Genomic DNA, 19,046 nt, shown 5'->3' with positions numbered 1-19,046 from the left:
CACCAATAGCCGCACTTGGCCCGCATAAGCGTCCTTAACAGTCTCTCCCATAACGAGCAGTTACAACGCGGCGGCAGCCACGTCGGCCCGGAGGCGAACGCGCTTCCACATTGCGCCGTAGCGAGCCGGATGCCCCCCGTCAGCCAGCGACCCGTCGCTCCTGCATCCAGCGGCGGTAGCGCCTGGCGCGGCATTTCGCCTCCGCCAGCGAGACGATCAGCGCCCAGGCCGGCGAGATGCCGGGTACCGTGCGTCGGCGACGACTGAGGCGGGCCATCTGATACCTGACGGCAGCCATGTGCGCCGCCGAAGCCAGCGGCTTGCTCTTCCACGAGATTGGCTTGAGCTTCGGCGCATCCGGTCGGCCAAGCCGCCAGTTGCGCGGCAGGTTCGGTTCGATGGCGAGCGCGGTGGCGATCCCCGCCATGGCGATACCGCTGTCGATGACCTGCTCCGCGACCTCCCGCCGACGGATGCCACCGGTGACCATGAGAGGCGTCGTCGCAACAGTGGCGATCTCACGGGCGAATTCGAGGAAATAGGCTTCACGCGCCAGCGTGCGTTCGTCGCGGGCGGAACCCATCATCGCCGGCGCCTCGTAACTGCCGCCGGAAAGCTCGACGAGATCGACGCCGAGGGAACTGAGCATCTTGACCACAGTCTGCGCGTCTTCGGGCGAGAAGCCGCCGCGCTGGAAGTCGGCCGAATTGAGCTTGACCGCCATCGCAAAGCCGGGCGTGACCACGGCCCGGATGCCGCGCACGATGTCGAGCAGCAGGCGCGCCCGGTTTTCGAGACTCCCGCCCCAGCGGTCCTGCCGGTGGTTCGACAGCGGTGAGAGGAACTGGCTGATGAGGTAGCCGTGCGCTGCGTGGACCTCCGCGCCGGCGAAGCCCGCTTGCTCAGCGAGCAGCGCGGTGGTGGCGAAGCGGCGTTCGACCTCCGCGATGTCGGCAGCAGTCATTTCGCGTGGTACCGGGAACCGTTTCGACTGCGCCCCAAGATCAAGCGCAACCGGCGATGGCGCCAGCGTCTCCTGGCCGAGGTCTGCCGGCATCTGCCGTCCAGGATGGTTGATCTGCATCCAGACCTGCGCACCGCGCGAGCGTCCCGCCTCGGCCCAAGCCCTGAAGCGGTCGAGGTGGCGGGCGTTTTCCAGCACCACGCCGCCCGGGCCGGTCATGGCGCGGGCGTCGACCATCACGTTTCCGGTGATGATCAGCCCCGCCTCGCCCTCGGCCCAGGCCCGGTAAAGGCGGATCAGGTCGATGGAGGGTGCATGGTCTTCATCGGCCATGTTTTCTTCCATGGCGGCCTTGGCGATGCGATTGGGAATGACGGCGCCATTGGGCAGCGCCAGCGGTGAGAACAGGGGCATGAGCGGTCTCCAATTTGCGGTCTGGACACTTCTTAACATTCAAGTTAAGCTTAAGGTCAAGCACCTTTTGACGGAGTTCCGACCATGAAGATCGGGGAGCTGGCGGAGCGCAGTGGCCTCACCTCTTCGCGCATCCGCTTCTATGAGAGTATTGGCCTGCTGCAGACCGTCGAACGCCGGCCAAACGGCTACCGGACCTATCCGCCAGAGGCGGTCGTCGTGCTGGACCTGATCGTGACCGCGCAGAGGGCGGGCTTCAGCCTCGACGAAATCCGCACGCTGTTGCCGAGCGATCTGGAGCAGTGGGAGCACGGCGTGCTGATCGAGGCGCTCCGCCGCAAGGTAGCGGATATCGAGGCGCTGGTGGCGCGGCTCATGCAGAGCAAGACGCAACTTGTGTCACTCATCGCGGATATCGAGGCCAAGCCTGACGACATCGACTGTGCCGCCAACGCGCGCAGGATCCTCTCTCGAATGCTGGACGGAAAGGTCGAGAATCCGACGTTGGGGGGCGATGATGTCAGGCTGCTCGGCAAGGCAAGCCGCCGCCGTCCGGTCAGGGTCCGTTAGTTGGCAGTCCCCCGCACCAGCCAGTCGATCGACCTTCCCGTCCTCAGCCCCGCATCGATGAGCCAGTCCGGCGGGATGCGTCCGTTCTTGCGCGCGTTAGAGATGGACGCCGCCGACACGTTCAGGAAGGTCGCCAGTTCGCGGTCGGTGCGCGCGCCCGCCGCCTCCTTCAGGCGTTCCAGCACCATGGGCGCCTGGCGCAGCCCCACCTCGCCGGAGACGTCGCGCGCCACCACGTACACGCGGGGTTCGCCGTAGATGGTGTCGTTGTACACCAGCCGTGAATGCACCGTGGAATAGCTGCCCGACAGGTTGCGAATGCGGCATTCGAAGTGCTGTTCGCGGTGTTCGCGCATGGCCCGCAGCAGGGCCTGGCGCACGGCGGGCAGGTCGCTTTCGTGCAGCAGGTCCAGCACCGGCCCCATGTCCAGGGTGTAGGCGTCGTACGGCTCCTGCCGCCCGAAGATGGCCGGGGTCAGCGTCTGGCGCGACCGCCGCAGTATCCGGCCCTGGTCGTCGGTCACCACCACCACGTCGCCATGGTGGGCGTGCAACTGCTCGATGAAGGCGTTCTCCTGCACCACCTTGGAGGAAATGTCCTGCGCGATGCCCAGCAGGCCGATGACCTCCTGCCGGTTGTCGTCGAAGATGGGCCGCCGGATCACCCGGTACCACACGGAAGGGTCCAGCAGATGCGGCACCGCCGGGTGTTCCAGTTCCCGCTTCTCCTCGAACACCTTCAGCGCCGCCTCCACGGGATAGCGGGCCAGTTCCGGCGGCATGAAGTCGTATTCGGTGCGGCCCATCACCTCGTCGCGGGTGCGGCGGTAGGCGGCAAGATACGCGTCGTTGACGGCCACGATGCGCAGGTCGCGCCCGCACACCCAGGCCAGCCCCGGCAGGGCGTCCACCACGCGCGAAAAGTCGCTGGCCAGCTTGGATGAAAACGCGAACGGCCGCTCCTGAAAGTAGCCGCTGTAGGCCACCATGCGGCCCGAGGCGTCGCGGATGGATTCCGCGCTGTACCACAGCGTCAGGGGCGAGCCGTCCTTGCGGCGCAGGGTCACCTCGCCGTTTTCCACCTCTGTCCGCTCGATGAGCTGGCTGACGATGCGCTTGCGCGCCGTGGAGGTGAAGTAGAACTCCCGCGCGGAACGGCCGATCAGTTCGTCCCGCGTGTACCCGCAGATGGCGCACAGCGCCGGGCTGACCGCCTGGATGACCCCGCTGGGCAGGATGGTGAAGCCCATCTCCTGCCCGCCCTCGGTGGTGCGCGGCCTGCCCCAGGCCACATAGGCGGCGCGGTGCGCGGCAATGGCGCCGGATGCGCTGCCGCCAGCCCCGCCTTCGTCCCCGCCGGGCACGGGTATGGCCACGCAGGTCCAGCTTATCTGGCGGATGCCCGCGCCGTCGGGCAGGGTGATGCGGGTGCGGCTTTCGCGCACCGGCGCGCCGTCCTCGGGCACGGGGGGCACCTCTTCGTGCCGCCAGCCGTGGGCGGGCATGGCCTCGCCATCCCCGCCGCTTCGATGCAGCCGCCGGGCGGGCTCGTTGGCGTACAGCACGCCGCCCCCGCCATCCAGCAACAGGGCGGGTACGTCCATGGCATCCAGGCGGGGGGCATAGAACGCGACAAGATCATTGCAGGTCATGGATTCACCACGCTTGAACGGCCGGGCAGTCCATTCATGAAATATGAATGCAAAAATTTACCATGTTCATTGACGCTGTACTTCTGCCTGCTACACTCCCGTGGCCCTGTCAATGTTCGGCGGGCATATTCTGCAAGTACGGGAAGTTGTCATGCGAAAGCCGTTGTTCCTGCTCTGTCTTGTCCTTGTTCCGCTTCTGCTGCCGATGCAGGCCCGCGCCTCGGGCTATGCCGTCTACGAATGGAGCGCGCGCGGCACCGCCCTGGGCGGCGCCATGGTGGCCCGCGACGCCGACCCCTCGGCCGTGGCCTACAACCCGGCCAACATCACCGACCTGCCGGGGGGGCAGGTGCAGGTGGGCGCCACGGCCATCAAGCCCAACGCCACCATGAACTTCAAAAGTCCCGCCGTGGAAGACCGCGACTTTTCCGACGCCATCTGGGGTCTGCCCACCGCCTACTACACGCAGCAACTGTCCGACCATTACTGGTTCGGCCTCGGCATATTCCCGCGCGTGGGGCTGGGCACCGAATACGCCGGCGGCGACAACTGGGCCGGGCGCTACAACTGCTCGTACGCGGGCATCCAGTCGCTTTCCATCAACCCCAACCTGGCCATGAAGTTCTCCGACCAGTTCTCGCTGGCCGTGGGCATTGACGCCACCTACCTGCGCTTCATGTACGATTCCACCATTCCCGGCGCGGACGTGAAGCAGGAAATCGACGCCGACGGCTGGGCCTACGGCTTCAACGCCGGGGCGCGCTACAGGCCCTACGACTGGCTGGCCTTCGGCCTGACCTGGCGCAGCCAGATCGATCTCAAGGTCAATGGACACGCCGACTTTTCACAGAAGGGCGGTTACACTCCCGCGTGGGATCGCGGCGACGTGTCCGGCACCGAGCCCATTCCCGAATCGGTCACCTTCGGCGTGATGGTCAAGCCCATCGACCGCCTGAGCCTGGAAGCCGACGTGGTGTGGACCCACTGGAGCGCCTATCAGGCCCTGACCATCAACTACGACCCGGCGCTGCTCCCCGGCATGTCGCGGGTGAGCAAGGACAAGGACTGGAACAACACCTGGCGGTTCCAGTTCGGCGCGGAATACGCCCTGACCGACAGCGTGGACCTGCGCGCGGGCTACGTCTACGACCAGAGCCCCATCAACGACACGTACGAGGACTTCGCCGTGCCCTGTTCCGACCGCCAGATCGTCACTGTGGGCGCGGGGTGGAAGGTGGACCAGAACTGGGTGCTGGACGTGTTCTACGGCTACCTGTGGATGACCGACCGCCACTACGACGCCCGCCCGGCCGACTACATCAACGAAGTGGACCGCGAGGACGCCCACGCCCACATGGCGGGGCTCAGCGTCACCTACAAATTCTAGCCGCCAAATCAGTTCCGGAGGTTGCTCCGGCTTCTCACGAATCCGCGAACAGCTTCTGGTTCTCCCCAGCCGCCCGCCGTTCCCTCCGGCGGGCGGTCTCAGTTTCTGGGCCAGCCCACGGTCTGGCTGATGACGATGCGCCGGTCGGCGGGCAGGCGCAGGGCGGCATGCAGGGCCGCCTCGTCGTAGCTGGCCCGCACCACGTTGCCGAGCCCGGCGGACGCGCAGAACAGCCCCGCGCCCTGGTACATGGAGCCAGCGTGCATGGCCGCGTACACCGGGTCTTCCGACGCGGCGGCCGTGTACACCAGGGTGACCGGGGCCGTGGCCACGTACGACTGGCGCGCCAGCAGGGGGCGCAGGTCTTCGGCGGCGGCGCGCTCAAGGGCGTGGGCCGCGCCGTCGTAGCGCCACGCCCCGTCGGCGCGCACCACGTACACGTCCATGCCCTGCCGGTTCCTGGCCGTGGGCACGGTGCGCTTTCCATCGGGCCGGTTGACGCCCCAGGCCGCCCACAAGAGATCGCCCAGCACCTGGTCGGGGATGGCGTCCTCGCGGAAGGCGCGGGTGGAGGCGCGCCCGGCCAGGGCCTGCATCAGCGGCTTGCTTCCAGCCCCGCCCGCCGCGCCGGAAAGGTCCGGCGGCGGCAGGGCCACCGCGCCCTGCGCGGCGCGGGCCTCTCCGGTCAGCAGCGGGCGCAGGGCGCGCCGCGCCAGTCCCGCCATTCCTTCCGTACCGCTTCCGTTGGTGCGTCCCGCCGGGGCGGGCAGCCCGGCCGTGGCCAGCGTGCCGCCCAGCAGGGCCAGCACGGCCAGTACGGCGCGTCGCGTGATGCGGGCGCCGGCGCCTGTCGTGTCCAGCATGGTCAACCTCCGTGTGTGTCTCGCGGCGGATTCCGGGGTCGCGGCCCTCCGCCATTGGTGCAGGGTGGCGCGCCGTGCCGCCCGCGTCAAGCGAAGGCCCGCGCGCGGGATTTCCACCCCAGGCGGGAGCCGCGCCTCTCTCCTGTCGCGGCGGCAGGTTGCGCTCGGAAGAGCGCCAGCATCACCCCGGAAAGAATCTAATATCGAATAATCATGAATGTTGCGAAGATACGAAATGGAAATGTTTTTCGGAACGTGGAGAGATATCGCTCTTTCTGATGGGCAGGACATCCGTACAGCGATATCAGCGTGGAACATTTGAAACATGCAGCTACCGTGCAAGGAGCACTGTCCATGAAGCTGTCTGTCAAACTTTCCTGTGCATTCGGAATCATTCTCGCAATGATGCTCGTATTGGGAGGATATGGAAACTACATGTTCGGAAATATCCTTGCTGATGTCCACGACGTAACGAAGAACTGGCTGCCAAGTATCAAGGAACTTGGCGAATTGCTGTCGGGGTTGAACAACGTGCGTCGTGCGGAGTTGCAGCACATCATCGCCAGCAACAGGGCCCAGATGGACGACGAGGAGCGCGCCATGGACAAGGGGCGCACCGACGTGCTGAACGCGCTGCGACGCTACGGACCGATGATTTCCAATCCCGAGGAGCACCGCCTGTACGAACAGGCGGCGGCCCAGGCGAACGCCTATTTCGCCGTTCTGCCGGAAATAATCTCTCTGTCGCGGGCCATGAAGACGGAGGAAGCCAACCGGATATCCGTGGAGAAGGCCCGGACGTCGTTCCGTGCGGCCCTGGCCACCCTGGCGGAGATGGTGGCGGTCAACGACAAGGGGTCCACGGCGTCGGGACTGGAGGCGGAAAGAGCCGCAGCCTCGGCGCGCACGGTCAGCCTTGTGTTGATGGCGCTGTCGCTGGGCCTGGGGCTGGCCGCCACGCTGTACATCATCCGCTCCACCCTGGCCCAGTTGGGAGAGGATCCGGGCTACCTGCACACCGTCTCGCGCGAGATCGCGGCGGGCAACCTTGGGGTGAGCTTCCGGCCCAGCCGGTTCAAGGGCGTGTACGACGCCATGCAGCAGATGGTGGGCACGCTGAAGGGCAAGATCGCAGAGGCGGAGGACAAGAGCCGCCAGGCCGCCGCCAAGGAGCAGGAAGCCCTGGCCGCCATGCACGAGGCCGACGAGGCCCGCCGCCAGGCCGAGAACGCCAGGCGCGAGGGCATGCTGCAGGCCGCCGGACGGCTGGAGGGAGTGGTGGAGGTGGTGTCCTCCGCGTCGGAGGAACTGTCCGCCCAGATCGAGCAGTCCGACCGGGGAGCCGAAGAACAGTCGCGCCGGGTGGCGGAAACCGCCACGGCCATGGAAGAGATGAACGCCAGCGTGCTCGAGGTGGCCCGCAACGCGGGCGGAGCGGCCGACGTTTCGGAAAACGCCCGCCGCATGGCCGACGAGGGGGCCGCCATCGTGGGCCAGGTGGTGGAGGGTATCGGGCAGGTGCAGCAGCAGTCGCTGGAACTGAAGCGCGACATGGAGGAACTGGGGCGGCAGGCGGAATCCATCGGCCAGATCATGAACGTGATCAGCGACATCGCCGACCAGACCAACCTGCTGGCGCTCAACGCCGCCATCGAGGCCGCACGGGCGGGCGACGCCGGGCGCGGCTTCGCCGTGGTGGCCGACGAGGTGCGCAAGCTGGCGGAAAAGACCATGCACGCCACGCAGGAGGTGGGCGCGGCGGTGCGGGGCATTCAGCAGGGCACGCGCACCAACATGGAGCACGTGGACCGTTCCGTGGGCGCCATCGAGGAAGCCACCGGACTTGCCCGGCGCTCGGGCGAGTCGCTGCGCGAGATCGTGCGCTTCGTGGATGCGGCGGCGGACCAGGTGCGCGGCATCGCCACCGCGTCGGAACAGCAGTCCGCCGCCAGCGAGGAAATCAACCGCGCCGTGGAGCAGGTCAGCGCCATTTCGGCCGAAACTGCCCAGGCCATGCGCGAGGCGGCCACCGCCGTGAACGAACTGACCAGTCAGGCCCAGGTGCTCAAGCGCCTGGTGGAGGAACTGAAACTGGGGTAGGCGCGCCGCCGCCGCGCATCTGCGCGCGGCCCGCCCCGGTGGCGTGCCGCGCGTTTTTTTGTCTGGCGAAGATGCGCTTGCCATTATAAAGGAAAGCCGCACCGCAATATTGACGTGTGCCGGCAATTCCCCTATTACGGGTCTGCATTGTATGTGCTATTTTTCACAAAAAGCGGGGCAGCACAAGAGGGGTGCCTCCGCATTTTCGGGGAGAACCATGTTCCGTTTCCGTTTGTCCAGCAAGGTGTGTCTCGTGGCCGTCATCGCGGGGGTGGTGACGGCCGTGGTGTCCATGCCCGTCCGGGCTGCGTCCCCCTATGCGGGCAGCGCCGCGTGCCAGCCCTGCCACGCCGGGGAATACGAGAAGTTCCAGAAGTATTCCAAGAAGGCCAAATCGTGGAAGAGCGTGGCCACCATGGCCCCCAAGCTGACGCAGGACGAACTGCGCGGCTGCTACGAATGCCACGTGACGGGGTACGGCAAGGGCGGTTTCGTCGAGTACGCCACCACCCCGCAGTTCGCCGACGTGGGGTGCGAAACCTGCCACGGGCCCGGCGCGGCGCATGCCGAAGCGGGCGATCCGTCACTGATCGGCAAACCCACCATGGCCACCTGCGAAGGCTGCCACAACGAAAGCCGGGTGCGTTCGTTCGGTTTCAAGCCGTTGTTGCACAGCGGCGCGCACTAGGGGGCGGACATGGCGGGCACTCTCGCGCGGTCTCTCAGCCTGCGCACCTCGCTGCTGGTGACGGTCATCGCCGTCGCCGTGTTCGCGGTCATCATCGGCACCGGGGCGTGGCGCCAGCGCCACGCGGCCCTGGAAGAGCTGGAGTCGGTGGTCACCCGCGAGTCGGCCATGATCAAGACGGCCATCGACCGGCCCATGCTGCTCGGCAACGACGCGGGCACCCGCGCCGAATTCGCCGAACTGGCGCGCCACTACTCCGACACCACGGTGCACCTGGCCAGCTTCAACGGCAACATCACCTATTCCACCCGGCCCGACGTGGAACGGCGCGACCTGGCCGACGTGCTGACCGACCCCGGCCTGCGCGACCTGACCGGCCGCGCCCGGCGCGAGGCGCTGGAAGCCTCGCTGCTCTTCGAGCGGGACGGGCGCTCCATTTTCGCGCACGTGGTCGGCATCCGCAACGAGCCGTCGTGCCATCACTGCCATGGCGCATCGCAGCCGCTGCTGGGCCAGCTGGTGGTGATGCAGGACGTCACCCCGGTGCTGGCCGGGGTGCACGGGCGCATCCTGGAAAGCGCGGGTATTTCGGCGGCGGGGCTGGTGGCGTTGCTGGCCGGGGTCATCCTGTTCATCCGGCGGGCCATCGTGGACCGGGTGCACCGCCTTACCGAGGCCAGCACGGCCATCGCCGGGGGGGACCTGAACGCGGACCTGGCCGTGGGCGGCCACGACGAACTGGCCCGCCTGGCCGCCAACCTGCACGGCATGGTGGGCGGGCTGAAGAAGGAACTGGGCTTTTCCAAGGGCATCCTGAGCGGCATGACCCTGCCCTTCCTGGTGGCGGACACGGAGGGCCGCGTCAGCTACTGCAACGCGGCCCTGCTGCGCATGCTGGGCCTGGACGGCGACCCCGAAGCCCAGGCCGGCAGGACCGTGGGCGACATCATGCACGGCGAGCCGCAGCGCGACACGGTGACCAACCGCGTGCTGCGCGACCGCACCGCGCGCACCGGCCAGCGCGTGACCCTGAACAGCCGCAAGGGCGGCCAGGTGCACCTGGTGGTGGATTCCGCGCCGCTGCTGGATCTGGACGGCAATCTCATCGGCGCGTTCAGCGTGTATGCCGACATCACCGAAATGCAGCGCCAGCAGGCGGACATAGAGGAGCAGCACGCCCGCATCGCCCGCGCCGCCGACGCCGCGCGTCAGGTTTCCGCGCGGGTGGCCTCCGCCTCGGGCGAGTTGTCCGCCCAGGTGGAGGAGGCCAGCACCGGGGCCGACGAGCAGCGCGGGCTGGCCGTGGAAAGCGCCACGGCCATGGAACAGATGAACGCCTCCGTCATGGAGGTGGCCAGCAACGCCGGTTCCGCCGCCGACCTGGCCGGTTCCGCCCACGAGCAGGCCCGGCAGGGTTCGGCCGTGGTGGAAGAGGCCGTGGCCTGCATCAACCGCGTGGCCGGGCAGGCCCGCGTGCTGGAACGCGACATGGGCGAACTGGGCAGCCAGGCCGAAGGCGTGGGGCGCATCATCGGGGTCATCGAGGACATCGCGGACCAGACCAACCTGCTGGCCCTGAACGCGGCCATCGAGGCGGCCCGCGCCGGTGACGCGGGGCGCGGCTTCGCCGTGGTGGCCGACGAGGTGCGCAAGCTGGCCGAAAAGACCATGCAGGCCACGCGCGAGGTGGTGGGCTTCGTGGAGGCCATCCGCGACAGTGTGGCCCGCAGCCGCGCCGCCACCGACGAGGCGGTGCGCCTGGTGGAGCAGTCCACGGGGCTTGCGGGGCGCAGCGGCGAGGCGCTGCTGGCCATCGTGGGCACCGTGGACCGCACGGCGGACCAGGTGCGGGCCATCGCCACGGCGGCGGAGCAGCAGTCCGCCGCCAGCGAGCAGATCACCCGCGCGGTGGACCGCATCAGCTCCATTTCGGGCCACACGGCGGACACCATGCGCCAATCGGCAGAGGCCGTGGGCGACCTGGCCCGGCTGGCGCAGGAGTTGGATGCCATCATCGACGAGATGCGCTGACGCCCGGCAGGGCCCGGCTACTCGGTAAAGCCGGGCGGCAGGCCGCCGGATGGCGGCGCGCCGTCGCCGTCCGGGTAGGGCGGGGCTTCCTCGCCGTGCGCGCCGTCCGGCTTTCTGGGCGTGAACACCAGGCGCAGCCCGCGCTCCTCGGCCGCCGCGCGCATGCTGCCGGTGGCGATGCGCAGGGCGTCGCGCGTGCGGATGACGATGGCCTTCTCGCCGGTGGCCTGCGCCGTTTCCGGGCAGTGTTTTTCGCAGAAGCCGCACCCGGCGCAGCGGACCGGGTCCACGTGGGGCACGCCCACGGCGTAGCCGGGCTCCGGCTTCAGGGCGATGGCGTCGTAAGGGCACACCTCGTCGCAGACCAGGCAGCGCTTTTTCTTTGCCCAGGCCAGGCAGTGGTCGCGCAGCACCTCGGCCGTGCCGATCTTGGCGTAGGTGCGCTCGTCGGCCAGCCGCCGGATGGCCGTGGTGGGGCAGGCGCGGGCGCAGGCGTGGCAGGCCGGGTCGCAGAAGCCGCGCGCCGGGGTGACCACCGGGCTGAACATGCCCAGCGCGCCGCTGGCCAGCCATGCGGGTTGCAGGGTGTTGGTGGGACAGGCGGCGGCGCACAGTCCGCAGCGCACGCAACGGGCCAGAAAGTCCGGCTCCGGCAGTGCGCCCGGCGGGCGCAGCACCCCTTCCGGCCTGCCCAGGGCCGGGGCGGCGTGGCCCAGCGCGGCGGCGCAGGCTCCCACGGCAAGGCCCGCCAGCAGCGCGCGGCGCTGCGACCGGGCATGCGGGCTTCCGGCACCGGTGGCATCGGGGGCGGGGACGGCCGCGCCAAGCGCGCCAGGTGCGTCGGCTCCGACAACATCCCGGAGGGCGAAGCGCACCGCGTCCACGGGGCAGACGTCGGCGCAGCGCAGGCATTTCAGGCATTCGGCGTGGTCCGTGGCGCGCGGGGCCGCCACGGGGATGGCCCCGGCCGGACACTGCCGCGCGCAGGCTCCGCAGGCGGTGCAGGCGTGGTCCACCCGCCGCCGCCACGGGGCCGCGCGGCCCGCAAGGCCCATGGCGGCCCCGGCAGGGCAGAGCATGCGGCACCACAGGCGCGGGGCCAGCAGCCCGCCCGCCAGCACCAGCGCGAAGAAGCCGACGATGTAGCTGGTGGCCGCGTAGCCGGGCACGGGGATTTCCGCGAAGGCCAGTCCGGTGGCCCCCATCCGGCGGGCCAGGGGGGCGGCCAGGGAAAGGCCGGTCTCGGCCAGCCGGGCCACCGGAGGCCAGGCGGCCAGCGCCCAGAACCGCGCGGCCAGCGGCAGCGGCGCGGCCCAGAACACCAGGTCCAGGCCCGCCAGCGCGGCCGTCAGCACCCCGGCCAGCACCGCGTACTTGGGCAGGCGCGGCACGGCGGGGCGGCGTGCCGCGTCATTCCGGCGGGATTCCGGCCGCCCGGCCTTGCGCCGCCGGGTTTTCGCCAGGCGACGCCACACGGCGTCACCGGCGTCCACCATGGCCCCGAACGGGCACGCCCAGCCGCAGAACGCCCGGCCCAGCAACAGGGCGGACGCCAGCACCACCAGCCCCGGCACAACCGCGCCGATGAACGCACGGCCCGCCACGCTGGCGGCCAGGGCCACGGCCGGGTCCAGCCGTACCAGCAGGTCGCGGGGCAGATCGCGGGGCAGATCGCGGGGCACGATTTCACCGCCGGGCACGGCCTGCCCCGCACCCCACGCCAGCAGCACGAAGGCCGCGAAGAACAGCCAGCGGCTGGCCAGGCGCGCGCGTTGCCGGTTCATGCCATGCGGCCCCGGCCCTTACAGGGTCACCCGCGCCACGGCGCGCGCGGACAGGTCCATGGAGCCCAGGCCCCGTTCGTGGGCCAGCCGGATGTGGCTGACCTGCCGCGCGGCAAAGCGCCGCCCGTACCACTCGAACGATTCCACGGCGCAGGCGTCGGCGGCCACAGGGTCGGCCGAGGCGATCACCGTGTTTTCCTGTATGACCTTGCCGGGCCCGCCGGGGCCGCCGGTGGTCAGCACGTAGGTGCCGTCGATGACCGTGAGCGCGGCGCGCAGTTTCGTGTTCAGGTCCACGATGGCGGTGTCGAGGTCGTAGCGCGAATGCATCACCCCGCGCTGGCGGATCAGCCCCATCATGCCCTTGAGCCCCAGCGAGACGCCGGTGGAACTGTGCGACTTGGCCGTGGGCGCGGCGATGAGCACGTCGGCGTCCAGCGCGTCGCGCAGGAAGGTATTGGCGGTCATCTGTTGCGCGCCGTCGATGTCCAGTTCGCGGTAGAACCGCTCCGCCGTCGGGGCCTGCACGATGTCGCCGAACTCGGCGCAGGCGGTCCGGATTCCCGAACGCTCGATGCACTGCTCGGCCGGGGCCAGCGGGTTGTCCAGCACCAGCACCGAGGCGGCCCCCGCGTCGCGGCACATGCGCACCAGCGCGGCCACCACCTCGGGGTGGGTGTTGGTGCCCAGGCTGGCGGCCGAGGCGAAGGACATGTTGGGCTTGATGACCACCTTCTGCCCGGTCTTCACGAAGCGGCCCATGCCGCCCAGCATGCCCACGCAGGCATGGGCGGCGGCGGCGGGCGAGCCCTTGACCACGGCGACATCGGGCCCGGCGGAGGCGGCCAGGGCTTCGTCCGGACCCGGCAGCAACGGGGAGAGGGGCGAAAGCGCGGACGGCGCGGCGGGCAGGACCGCTCCGGCGGCCAGCCACAATGCGCCGGACATCTGCCATTTCAGGAAGTCCCTGCGACGCATGATGCCTCCTTGCGCCGGGCGGCGCGGCTGCGGGCGGGGTGGGGGAGGCTCCGGGCGGGGGGCCGGGCGCGGGAGCGGAAAGGGGGACAACAGGAACCGTTCCGCCGGGCAGGCCGGGGCGGTACGCACCTTGTGCATGCGTATACCACCTTCGGCGGACGGGGAGCAATGACTGACGGGGAATGGCCGATACCGGTGCGCGGCGGAGCCGCGCGGGACATGCGCCCAGCAACGCAACGCGCCCCCGGTGAAGGGGGCGCGCACGCCGCGAGGCGGAACCGTGGGACCGGCGAGGAGGAGGTGCAGGCCCCACGGGGGAATCCTTGTGTCTGCCGTGAAAGCGGGCGGCCCCCCCCGTGAGAAAGGTATGGAAGGCCGCCTTGCGTGGCGCTAGCTGTGGCGGACCGGCGCCTTGCCGTCGTTGCCCGGCATCATGTGTCCGGCGCCGCCGGGCTTGGCGTCCATGTTCCCCATGGAGCCGTGGCCGTCCTTCATCATCTGGCAGCAGCCGCAGCCTTGCATGGGGGCGGGCTGGGCGTCGCCGGGGGCCTTGTCCGCCGGAGCAGAGGCAGCCGGGGGCGTGGGGTGGGCATCGTGGCCGCCGGTGCTGCCCGCCGCCATGGCCGAGCCGATGGTGATGGCGAAAATGGCCAGGGCGGCCGGGAGAATGCGGGTGATCTTCATGAACTGCTCCTGCGTGTGGTTTCCGTTTCCGGGTGTGTGCAGCACATAAGGCAAGGGGCGTGCCACCGCGCACAGGGGGCGGGCGCGCGGCGCGAACATGGCGTGGCCAAAGGATTTGCCGGAAACAGGGCGTCCCGAGCCGCACCCGGAGCATGTATGATTATTGGACAGTTCGATGTGCAGGATGTGCAAAGCGGAGCGGAACTGTCCGATTTTTGGACAGTGGGCCGGTAGCGCTGGGCCTCCGTTTTTCCGGCTCGTCCTCCCCGGTTTCCGCCTTGCCGGTTCCGCCCATGCAGGACCCCGTCAGGATCGAGCGTTGCGGGGCGGTTGGACTTCCGGCCCCGAATGCAGTATGAAAACCGATTCGAATGGTACGGCGACGCGCGCCGGGTCATTGACCACCCCCCGGCCACCCCATGGCCGGCCGGCGCGTACGGCACCATCGGCGCCCGTACCCATCCCATGCCGCACATTTTTCAGGAGGCGCGCCGCCGCACGGCGGCACCCACGTTATGCCCAGACAGGAACACATCCGCAATTTCAGCATCATCGCGCACATCGACCACGGCAAATCCACCCTGGCCGACCGCATCCTCGAGGTTACCGGACTGGTCAGCGAGCGCGAAAAGCGCGACCAGTACCTGGACCGCATGGAGCTTGAGCGCGAACGCGGCATCACCATCAAGGCCCAGTCGGTGCGCATTCCGTACACGGGGAAAGATGGCCGCAAGTACGTGCTGAACCTCATCGACACGCCCGGCCACGTGGACTTCAACTACGAGGTCTCGCGGTCCCTTGCCGCGTGCGAAGGGGCCCTGCTGGTGGTGGACGCCTCGCAGGGCGTGGAGGCCCAGACCCTGGCCAACGTCTACCTGGCGCTGGACCACAACCTCGAGGTCATCCCCGTCCTGAACAAGATCGACCTGCCCAGCGCCGACGCCGACCGCGTGAAGCACGAGATCGAGGAAAGCATCGGCCTCGACTGTTCCGACGCCGTGGCCGTCAGCGCCAAGACCGGCCTGAACGTGGACAAGGTGCTGGAAGCCATCGTCGAACGCCTGCCCGCGCCCGAAGGCAACCCCAACGCCCCGCTGAAGGCCCTGATCTTCGATTCGTGGTACGATTCGTACCAGGGCGTGGTGGTGCTGTTCCGCATCGTGGACGGCGTGCTGCGCAAGGGCGACCGCATCAAGCTGTTCGCCACCGAGCGCAGCTACGAGGTGATCCGCCTTGGCGCGTTCTCGCCCGAAATCCTGGACATGACCGAACTGGCCGCGGGCGAGGTGGGCTTTCTCTGCGCCAACATCAAGGAACTGGGCGACGCCAAGGTGGGCGACACCATCACCCACGCCGACCGCCCGGCCGAAGAGCCCGTGGAAGGCTTCAAGGAAGTGCAGCCCATGGTCTTCTGCGGGCTGTACCCCACCGATTCCGCCGACTACGAGCAGCTGAAATACGCGCTGGAAAAGTTGCAGCTCAACGACGCCGCCTTCTCGTACGAGCCGGAAACCTCGCAGGCCCTTGGCTTCGGTTTCCGCTGCGGGTTCCTGGGCCTTCTGCACATGGAGATCATTCAGGAACGGCTGGAGCGCGAATTCCAGGTGGAACTCATCGCCACCGCTCCCTCGGTGATCTACAAGATCGACACCGTGGACGGGAAGACCAGCGACATCGACAACCCCTCCAAGCTGCCCGACCCCACCAAGATCGCCGCGCTGTACGAGCCCTACGTGCGCATGGACATCCACGTGCCCAACGACTACGTGGGCAACGTGCTGAAACTGTGCGAGGAAAAGCGCGGCATCCAGAAGAACATGGGGTACATCGCGTCCAACCGCGTGGTGATCACCTACGAGCTGCCCTTCGCGGAAATCGTGTTCGACTTCTTCGACCGGCTGAAATCGGGCACCAAGGGCTACGCATCGATGGACTACGAGTTCATCGACTACCGGCAGTCGTCCCTGGTGAAGCTGGACATCCTGATCAACGGCGAGGCCGTGGACGCGCTGGCCGTCATCGTGCACCGCGACAAGGCGTACCACTACGGCCGCGCGCTGGCCCTGAAACTGAAGCGCACCATCCCGCGCCAGATGTTCGAGGTGGCCATCCAGGCGGCCATCGGGCAGAAGATCATCGCCCGCGAATCCATTTCCGCGCTGCGCAAGAACGTGACCGCCAAGTGCTACGGCGGCGACATCACCCGCAAGCGCAAGTTGTTGGAAAAGCAGAAGGAAGGCAAGAAGCGCATGAAGCGCATGGGCAACGTGGAGTTGCCGCAGGAGGCGTTCCTGGCCGCGCTTCAGGTCGGCGACGAATAATTTCGCGGCAGGGCGGCAATGGCGGCGTCATGCGCCGTTGCCGCTCGGGTCACGTACCGAAGAGTACGCTCCCCTCGCGGGGAATGCCGTTTTCCTTGCCCTTGCCGCCCTGCCGCGAAATTATCGGGAGACAGCGCGTCTGTCCTTGCCGCCCGTGCGCACCGCTGCCAGTGTGTAGGTGCGTGTAAAGATTGAAGATAGAATCCTTGCCGCTGCGTACCGCCATCCGGGCGCGCGGCAGGGATGGACCGAAGAGAGAGCGCGAAGAAGCCGGTCCCGCCTTGGGCGACAGCCTTTGGCGGGTTTTCGATGAACCGCAAATCCCCGTCCCCGCGCGGCCGCGCGACAGGACGCGGAGGCACCCGCATGCAACAGAAAAGCCTGCTGCTGGAATACGTGGAGGCGCTTGTCGTCGCCTTTGCGCTGGCCATGCTCATCCGCACCTTCGTGGTGCAGGCGTACAAGATTCCCTCCGGCTCCATGCTCGAAACCTTGCAGATCGGCGACCACCTGCTGGTCAACAAGTTCAGCTACGGCGTGAAGCTGCCCTTCACCCACAAGGTGGTGCTGCCCGTGGGCGACCCGCAGCGCGGCGACATCATCGTGTTCGAGTACCCCGGCGATCCGTCCATCGACTACATCAAGCGCATCGTGGGCGTGCCCGGCGACGTGATAGAGGTGCGCAACAAGCAGTTGTACCGCAACGGCGAGGCCGTGCAGGAAGCGTACATCCGCCATTCGCAGCCCGGCATCGTCATGCCCGTGCGCGACAGCTTCGGCCCGGTCACCGTGCCCGAGGGCCACTACTTCGCCATGGGCGACAACCGCGACGACTCGCAAGACTCCCGCTTCTGGGGCTTCGTCCCGCGCGGGGCCATCCGGGGCAAGGCGTGGGTCATCTACTGGTCGTGGGAAGGGCTCGGCAACGTGCGCTGGGACCGCATCGGCAACGTCATCAATTAGGTCCGCCTCGACCGCTTCCGCTCCTCACACTTTCGCGCAGGGGGCTTGATGATCGTTCGCGTGGCCTGCGCCGCCCTGCACGGGGTGGACGCCTTCCGGGTGGACCTGGAGGTGGACTTCGCCCGTCAGGGCATGCCCGCCTTCGTCATGGTGGGCCTGGCGGAAGGCGCCCTGCGCGAATCGCGCGAGCGCGTATTTGCCGCCATGCGGGCCTGCAACCTGCGCCTGCCGCCCGCGCGCATCACCGTCAACCTCGCCCCGGCCGACCGCCGCAAGAGCGGGAGCGGCTTCGACCTTCCCCTTGCCATCGGCCTGCTGGCCGCCGCCGAAATCCTGCCCCAGGGCTGCACCGACGGATGGTTTCTGCTGGGTGAACTGTCCCTGACCGGCGAACTGAAGCCCGTGCCGGGCGTGCTGCCCGTGGCCGTGCGCGCCCGCGCCGAAGGGGCGCGCGGCATGCTGGTGGCGGCGGACAACGCCGCCGAGGCCGCCGTGGTGGAAGGGCTGCCGGTGTATCCGGTGCGGTCGCTGGGCGAGGCGGCGGCCTTCCTGGCCGGGCAGGCGGACATTGCTGCCGTGCCTTCGGACGGGCGCGCCGCGTGGGAGCGCGGCCCGGAATGGCCCGTGGACTTCGCGGAGGTGAAGGGCCAGGAGCACGCCAAGCGGGCCATCGAAATCGCGGCGGCGGGCGCGCACAACCTGCTGTTCATCGGGCCGCCCGGCAGCGGCAAGACCATGCTGGCCCAGCGCATTCCCACGGTGCTGCCCCCGCTTTCCTTCGGCGAGGCGCTGGAGGTGACCACCATCTACAGCGTGGCGGGCCTGCTGGACGGGCAGGGGCTGATCACCCGCCGTCCCTTCCGCGCGCCGCATCACACCGTGTCCGACTACGGCCTGGTGGGCGGCGGGGCCAACCCGCGCCCCGGCGAGATTTCGCTGGCCCATCGCGGGGTGCTGTTCCTGGACGAACTGCCGGAATTCCGCAAGACCGCGCTGGAGGTGATGCGCCAGCCGCTGGAGGACGGCGTGGTGACCATCGCCCGCGCCGCCGTCTCGCTGACCTACCCGGCGGACAGCATGCTGGTGGCGGCCATGAATCCCTGCCCCTGCGGCTACAGGACCGACGACCGGCACGCCTGCACCTGCCTCGGCCCGGCGGTGCAGCGCTACCGGGCGCGCCTTTCCGGCCCGTTGCTGGACCGCATCGACCTGCACGTGGAGGTGCCCGCCGTGCCCTACGAGGACTTGCGCGGCGGCCTCACCGGGAGTACGTCGGCCGAAATGCGCGGCCGCATCGCGGCGGCCCGCGCCGTGCAGGCGGCGCGGTACGCGGGCACCCCGTGCCGCACCAACGCGGACCTGACCGGCAGGCTGCTGGAGGAACACTGCGCCCTGGGCCCGGACGAGCACGCCTTTCTGGAGGGCGCGGTGCGCGCCCTGGCCCTGTCGGCGCGGGCGTACACGCGCATTCTGCGCATCGCGCGGACCATCGCGGATCTGGAGGCGGGACAGGCGGGACAGGCAGAGCGGGCGCTGGCCGCCGCCGGTCCTATCCGGGTCGCCCACCTGGCGGAGGCCATCAACTGCCGCGCGCTGGACCGCGAACGATTGTAGGCCATGAAGCGCCGCGCGGCACGCGCGGCGGGA

14 protein-coding genes are annotated in these 19,046 nt (G+C 68.8%); 8 read left to right on the top strand and 6 right to left on the bottom strand.

Going from position 1 to position 19,046, the window contains the following annotated elements:
- Positions 1-139 precede the first annotated feature (139 nt).
- Complete coding sequence (locus ACR4XJ_RS01775) at positions 140-1,378, bottom strand: NADH:flavin oxidoreductase/NADH oxidase family protein (protein ID WP_434753594.1); 1,239 nt, start codon at positions 1,376-1,378, stop codon at positions 140-142.
- An 84-nt stretch (positions 1,379-1,462) separates the two neighbouring features.
- On the opposite strand from ACR4XJ_RS01775, the gene ACR4XJ_RS01770 reads away from it, so the two are divergent.
- A complete protein-coding gene (locus ACR4XJ_RS01770; RefSeq protein ID WP_434753593.1) occupies positions 1,463-1,948 on the top strand; it encodes a MerR family transcriptional regulator in 486 nt (161 codons plus the stop codon).
- Here the strand turns inward: ACR4XJ_RS01770 and ACR4XJ_RS01765 are convergent.
- Positions 1,945-3,600, bottom strand: a complete 1,656-nt coding sequence (locus tag ACR4XJ_RS01765; protein WP_434753592.1) for a PAS domain-containing protein — start codon at positions 3,598-3,600, stop codon at positions 1,945-1,947. The two genes, ACR4XJ_RS01770 and ACR4XJ_RS01765, sit on opposite strands and share 4 nt — an antisense overlap.
- A gap of 151 nt (positions 3,601-3,751) precedes the next feature.
- Between ACR4XJ_RS01765 and ACR4XJ_RS01760 the strand changes: the two genes are divergently transcribed.
- Positions 3,752-4,987: an OmpP1/FadL family transporter gene (locus tag ACR4XJ_RS01760; protein WP_434753591.1), complete on the top strand. Its 1,236-nt coding sequence runs from the start codon at positions 3,752-3,754 to the stop codon at positions 4,985-4,987.
- A 98-nt stretch (positions 4,988-5,085) separates the two neighbouring features.
- Here ACR4XJ_RS01760 and ACR4XJ_RS01755 read toward each other — a convergent pair whose 3' ends face one another.
- Positions 5,086-5,850, bottom strand: coding sequence for a nitroreductase family protein (locus ACR4XJ_RS01755; protein WP_434753590.1), 765 nt, complete (start codon positions 5,848-5,850; stop codon positions 5,086-5,088).
- A gap of 354 nt (positions 5,851-6,204) precedes the next feature.
- Here ACR4XJ_RS01755 and ACR4XJ_RS01750 point away from each other — a divergent pair, with 354 nt between their 5' ends.
- From ACR4XJ_RS01750 to ACR4XJ_RS01740, 3 genes are all read left to right on the top strand, one after another.
- Positions 6,205-7,950, top strand: coding sequence for a HAMP domain-containing methyl-accepting chemotaxis protein (locus tag ACR4XJ_RS01750; protein WP_434753589.1), 1,746 nt, complete (start codon positions 6,205-6,207; stop codon positions 7,948-7,950).
- 217 nt (positions 7,951-8,167) lie between these two features.
- Positions 8,168-8,638 carry a multiheme c-type cytochrome gene (locus ACR4XJ_RS01745; RefSeq protein ID WP_434753588.1) on the top strand — a complete coding sequence of 157 codons (471 nt, stop codon included), beginning with the start codon at positions 8,168-8,170 and terminating at the stop codon, positions 8,636-8,638.
- 9 nt (positions 8,639-8,647) lie between these two features.
- Complete coding sequence (locus tag ACR4XJ_RS01740; protein WP_434753587.1) at positions 8,648-10,669, top strand: methyl-accepting chemotaxis protein; 2,022 nt, start codon at positions 8,648-8,650, stop codon at positions 10,667-10,669.
- 17 nt (positions 10,670-10,686) lie between these two features.
- Here the strand turns inward: ACR4XJ_RS01740 and ACR4XJ_RS01735 are convergent, their stop codons facing one another.
- The 3 genes from ACR4XJ_RS01735 to ACR4XJ_RS01725 form a co-directional block, all read right to left on the bottom strand.
- Positions 10,687-12,453 (bottom strand): 4Fe-4S binding protein, encoded by a 1,767-nt coding sequence (locus ACR4XJ_RS01735; RefSeq protein ID WP_434753586.1) that lies wholly within the window; start codon positions 12,451-12,453, stop codon positions 10,687-10,689.
- An 18-nt stretch (positions 12,454-12,471) separates the two neighbouring features.
- On the bottom strand, positions 12,472-13,431 hold the full coding sequence (locus ACR4XJ_RS01730; RefSeq protein WP_434753585.1) for a DUF362 domain-containing protein: 960 nt from the start codon (positions 13,429-13,431) through the stop codon (positions 12,472-12,474).
- A 390-nt stretch (positions 13,432-13,821) separates the two neighbouring features.
- On the bottom strand, positions 13,822-14,115 hold the full coding sequence (locus ACR4XJ_RS01725; RefSeq protein ID WP_434753584.1) for a hypothetical protein: 294 nt from the start codon (positions 14,113-14,115) through the stop codon (positions 13,822-13,824).
- Positions 14,116-14,630: 515 nt separating this feature from the next.
- On the opposite strand from ACR4XJ_RS01725, the gene lepA reads away from it, so the two are divergent.
- From lepA to ACR4XJ_RS01710, 3 genes are all read left to right on the top strand, one after another.
- Complete coding sequence (gene lepA, locus ACR4XJ_RS01720) at positions 14,631-16,436, top strand: translation elongation factor 4 (protein WP_434753583.1); 1,806 nt, start codon at positions 14,631-14,633, stop codon at positions 16,434-16,436.
- Positions 16,437-16,802: 366 nt separating this feature from the next.
- On the top strand, positions 16,803-17,399 hold the full coding sequence (lepB, locus tag ACR4XJ_RS01715) for a signal peptidase I (protein ID WP_434753582.1): 597 nt from the start codon (positions 16,803-16,805) through the stop codon (positions 17,397-17,399).
- 48 nt (positions 17,400-17,447) lie between these two features.
- Positions 17,448-19,013 (top strand): YifB family Mg chelatase-like AAA ATPase, encoded by a 1,566-nt coding sequence (locus tag ACR4XJ_RS01710; protein WP_434753581.1) that lies wholly within the window; start codon positions 17,448-17,450, stop codon positions 19,011-19,013.
- Positions 19,014-19,046 lie beyond the last annotated feature (33 nt).

The organism is Nitratidesulfovibrio sp. D1, assembly GCF_051133415.1.
GTDB lineage: Bacteria > Desulfobacterota > Desulfovibrionia > Desulfovibrionales > Desulfovibrionaceae > Cupidesulfovibrio.
This window is presented reverse-complemented; position numbering and strand designations above follow the sequence as displayed.

Excerpts from the sequence above, each read along its gene's own strand:
- ACR4XJ_RS01775 (WP_434753594.1), bottom strand. The coding sequence starts at position 1,378 with ATGCCCCTGTTCTCACCGCTGGCGCTGCCCAATGGCGCCGTCATTCCC.
- ACR4XJ_RS01770 (WP_434753593.1), top strand. The coding sequence starts at position 1,463 with ATGAAGATCGGGGAGCTGGCGGAGCGCAGTGGCCTCACCTCTTCGCGC.
- ACR4XJ_RS01765 (WP_434753592.1), bottom strand. The coding sequence starts at position 3,600 with ATGACCTGCAATGATCTTGTCGCGTTCTATGCCCCCCGCCTGGATGCC.
- ACR4XJ_RS01760 (WP_434753591.1), top strand. The coding sequence starts at position 3,752 with ATGCGAAAGCCGTTGTTCCTGCTCTGTCTTGTCCTTGTTCCGCTTCTG.
- ACR4XJ_RS01755 (WP_434753590.1), bottom strand. The coding sequence starts at position 5,850 with ATGCTGGACACGACAGGCGCCGGCGCCCGCATCACGCGACGCGCCGTA.
- ACR4XJ_RS01750 (WP_434753589.1), top strand. The coding sequence starts at position 6,205 with ATGAAGCTGTCTGTCAAACTTTCCTGTGCATTCGGAATCATTCTCGCA.
- ACR4XJ_RS01745 (WP_434753588.1), top strand. The coding sequence starts at position 8,168 with ATGTTCCGTTTCCGTTTGTCCAGCAAGGTGTGTCTCGTGGCCGTCATC.
- ACR4XJ_RS01740 (WP_434753587.1), top strand. The coding sequence starts at position 8,648 with ATGGCGGGCACTCTCGCGCGGTCTCTCAGCCTGCGCACCTCGCTGCTG.
- ACR4XJ_RS01735 (WP_434753586.1), bottom strand. The coding sequence starts at position 12,453 with ATGAACCGGCAACGCGCGCGCCTGGCCAGCCGCTGGCTGTTCTTCGCG.
- ACR4XJ_RS01730 (WP_434753585.1), bottom strand. The coding sequence starts at position 13,431 with ATGCGTCGCAGGGACTTCCTGAAATGGCAGATGTCCGGCGCATTGTGG.
- ACR4XJ_RS01725 (WP_434753584.1), bottom strand. The coding sequence starts at position 14,115 with ATGAAGATCACCCGCATTCTCCCGGCCGCCCTGGCCATTTTCGCCATC.
- lepA (WP_434753583.1), top strand. The coding sequence starts at position 14,631 with ATGCCCAGACAGGAACACATCCGCAATTTCAGCATCATCGCGCACATC.
- lepB (WP_434753582.1), top strand. The coding sequence starts at position 16,803 with ATGCAACAGAAAAGCCTGCTGCTGGAATACGTGGAGGCGCTTGTCGTC.
- ACR4XJ_RS01710 (WP_434753581.1), top strand. The coding sequence starts at position 17,448 with ATGATCGTTCGCGTGGCCTGCGCCGCCCTGCACGGGGTGGACGCCTTC.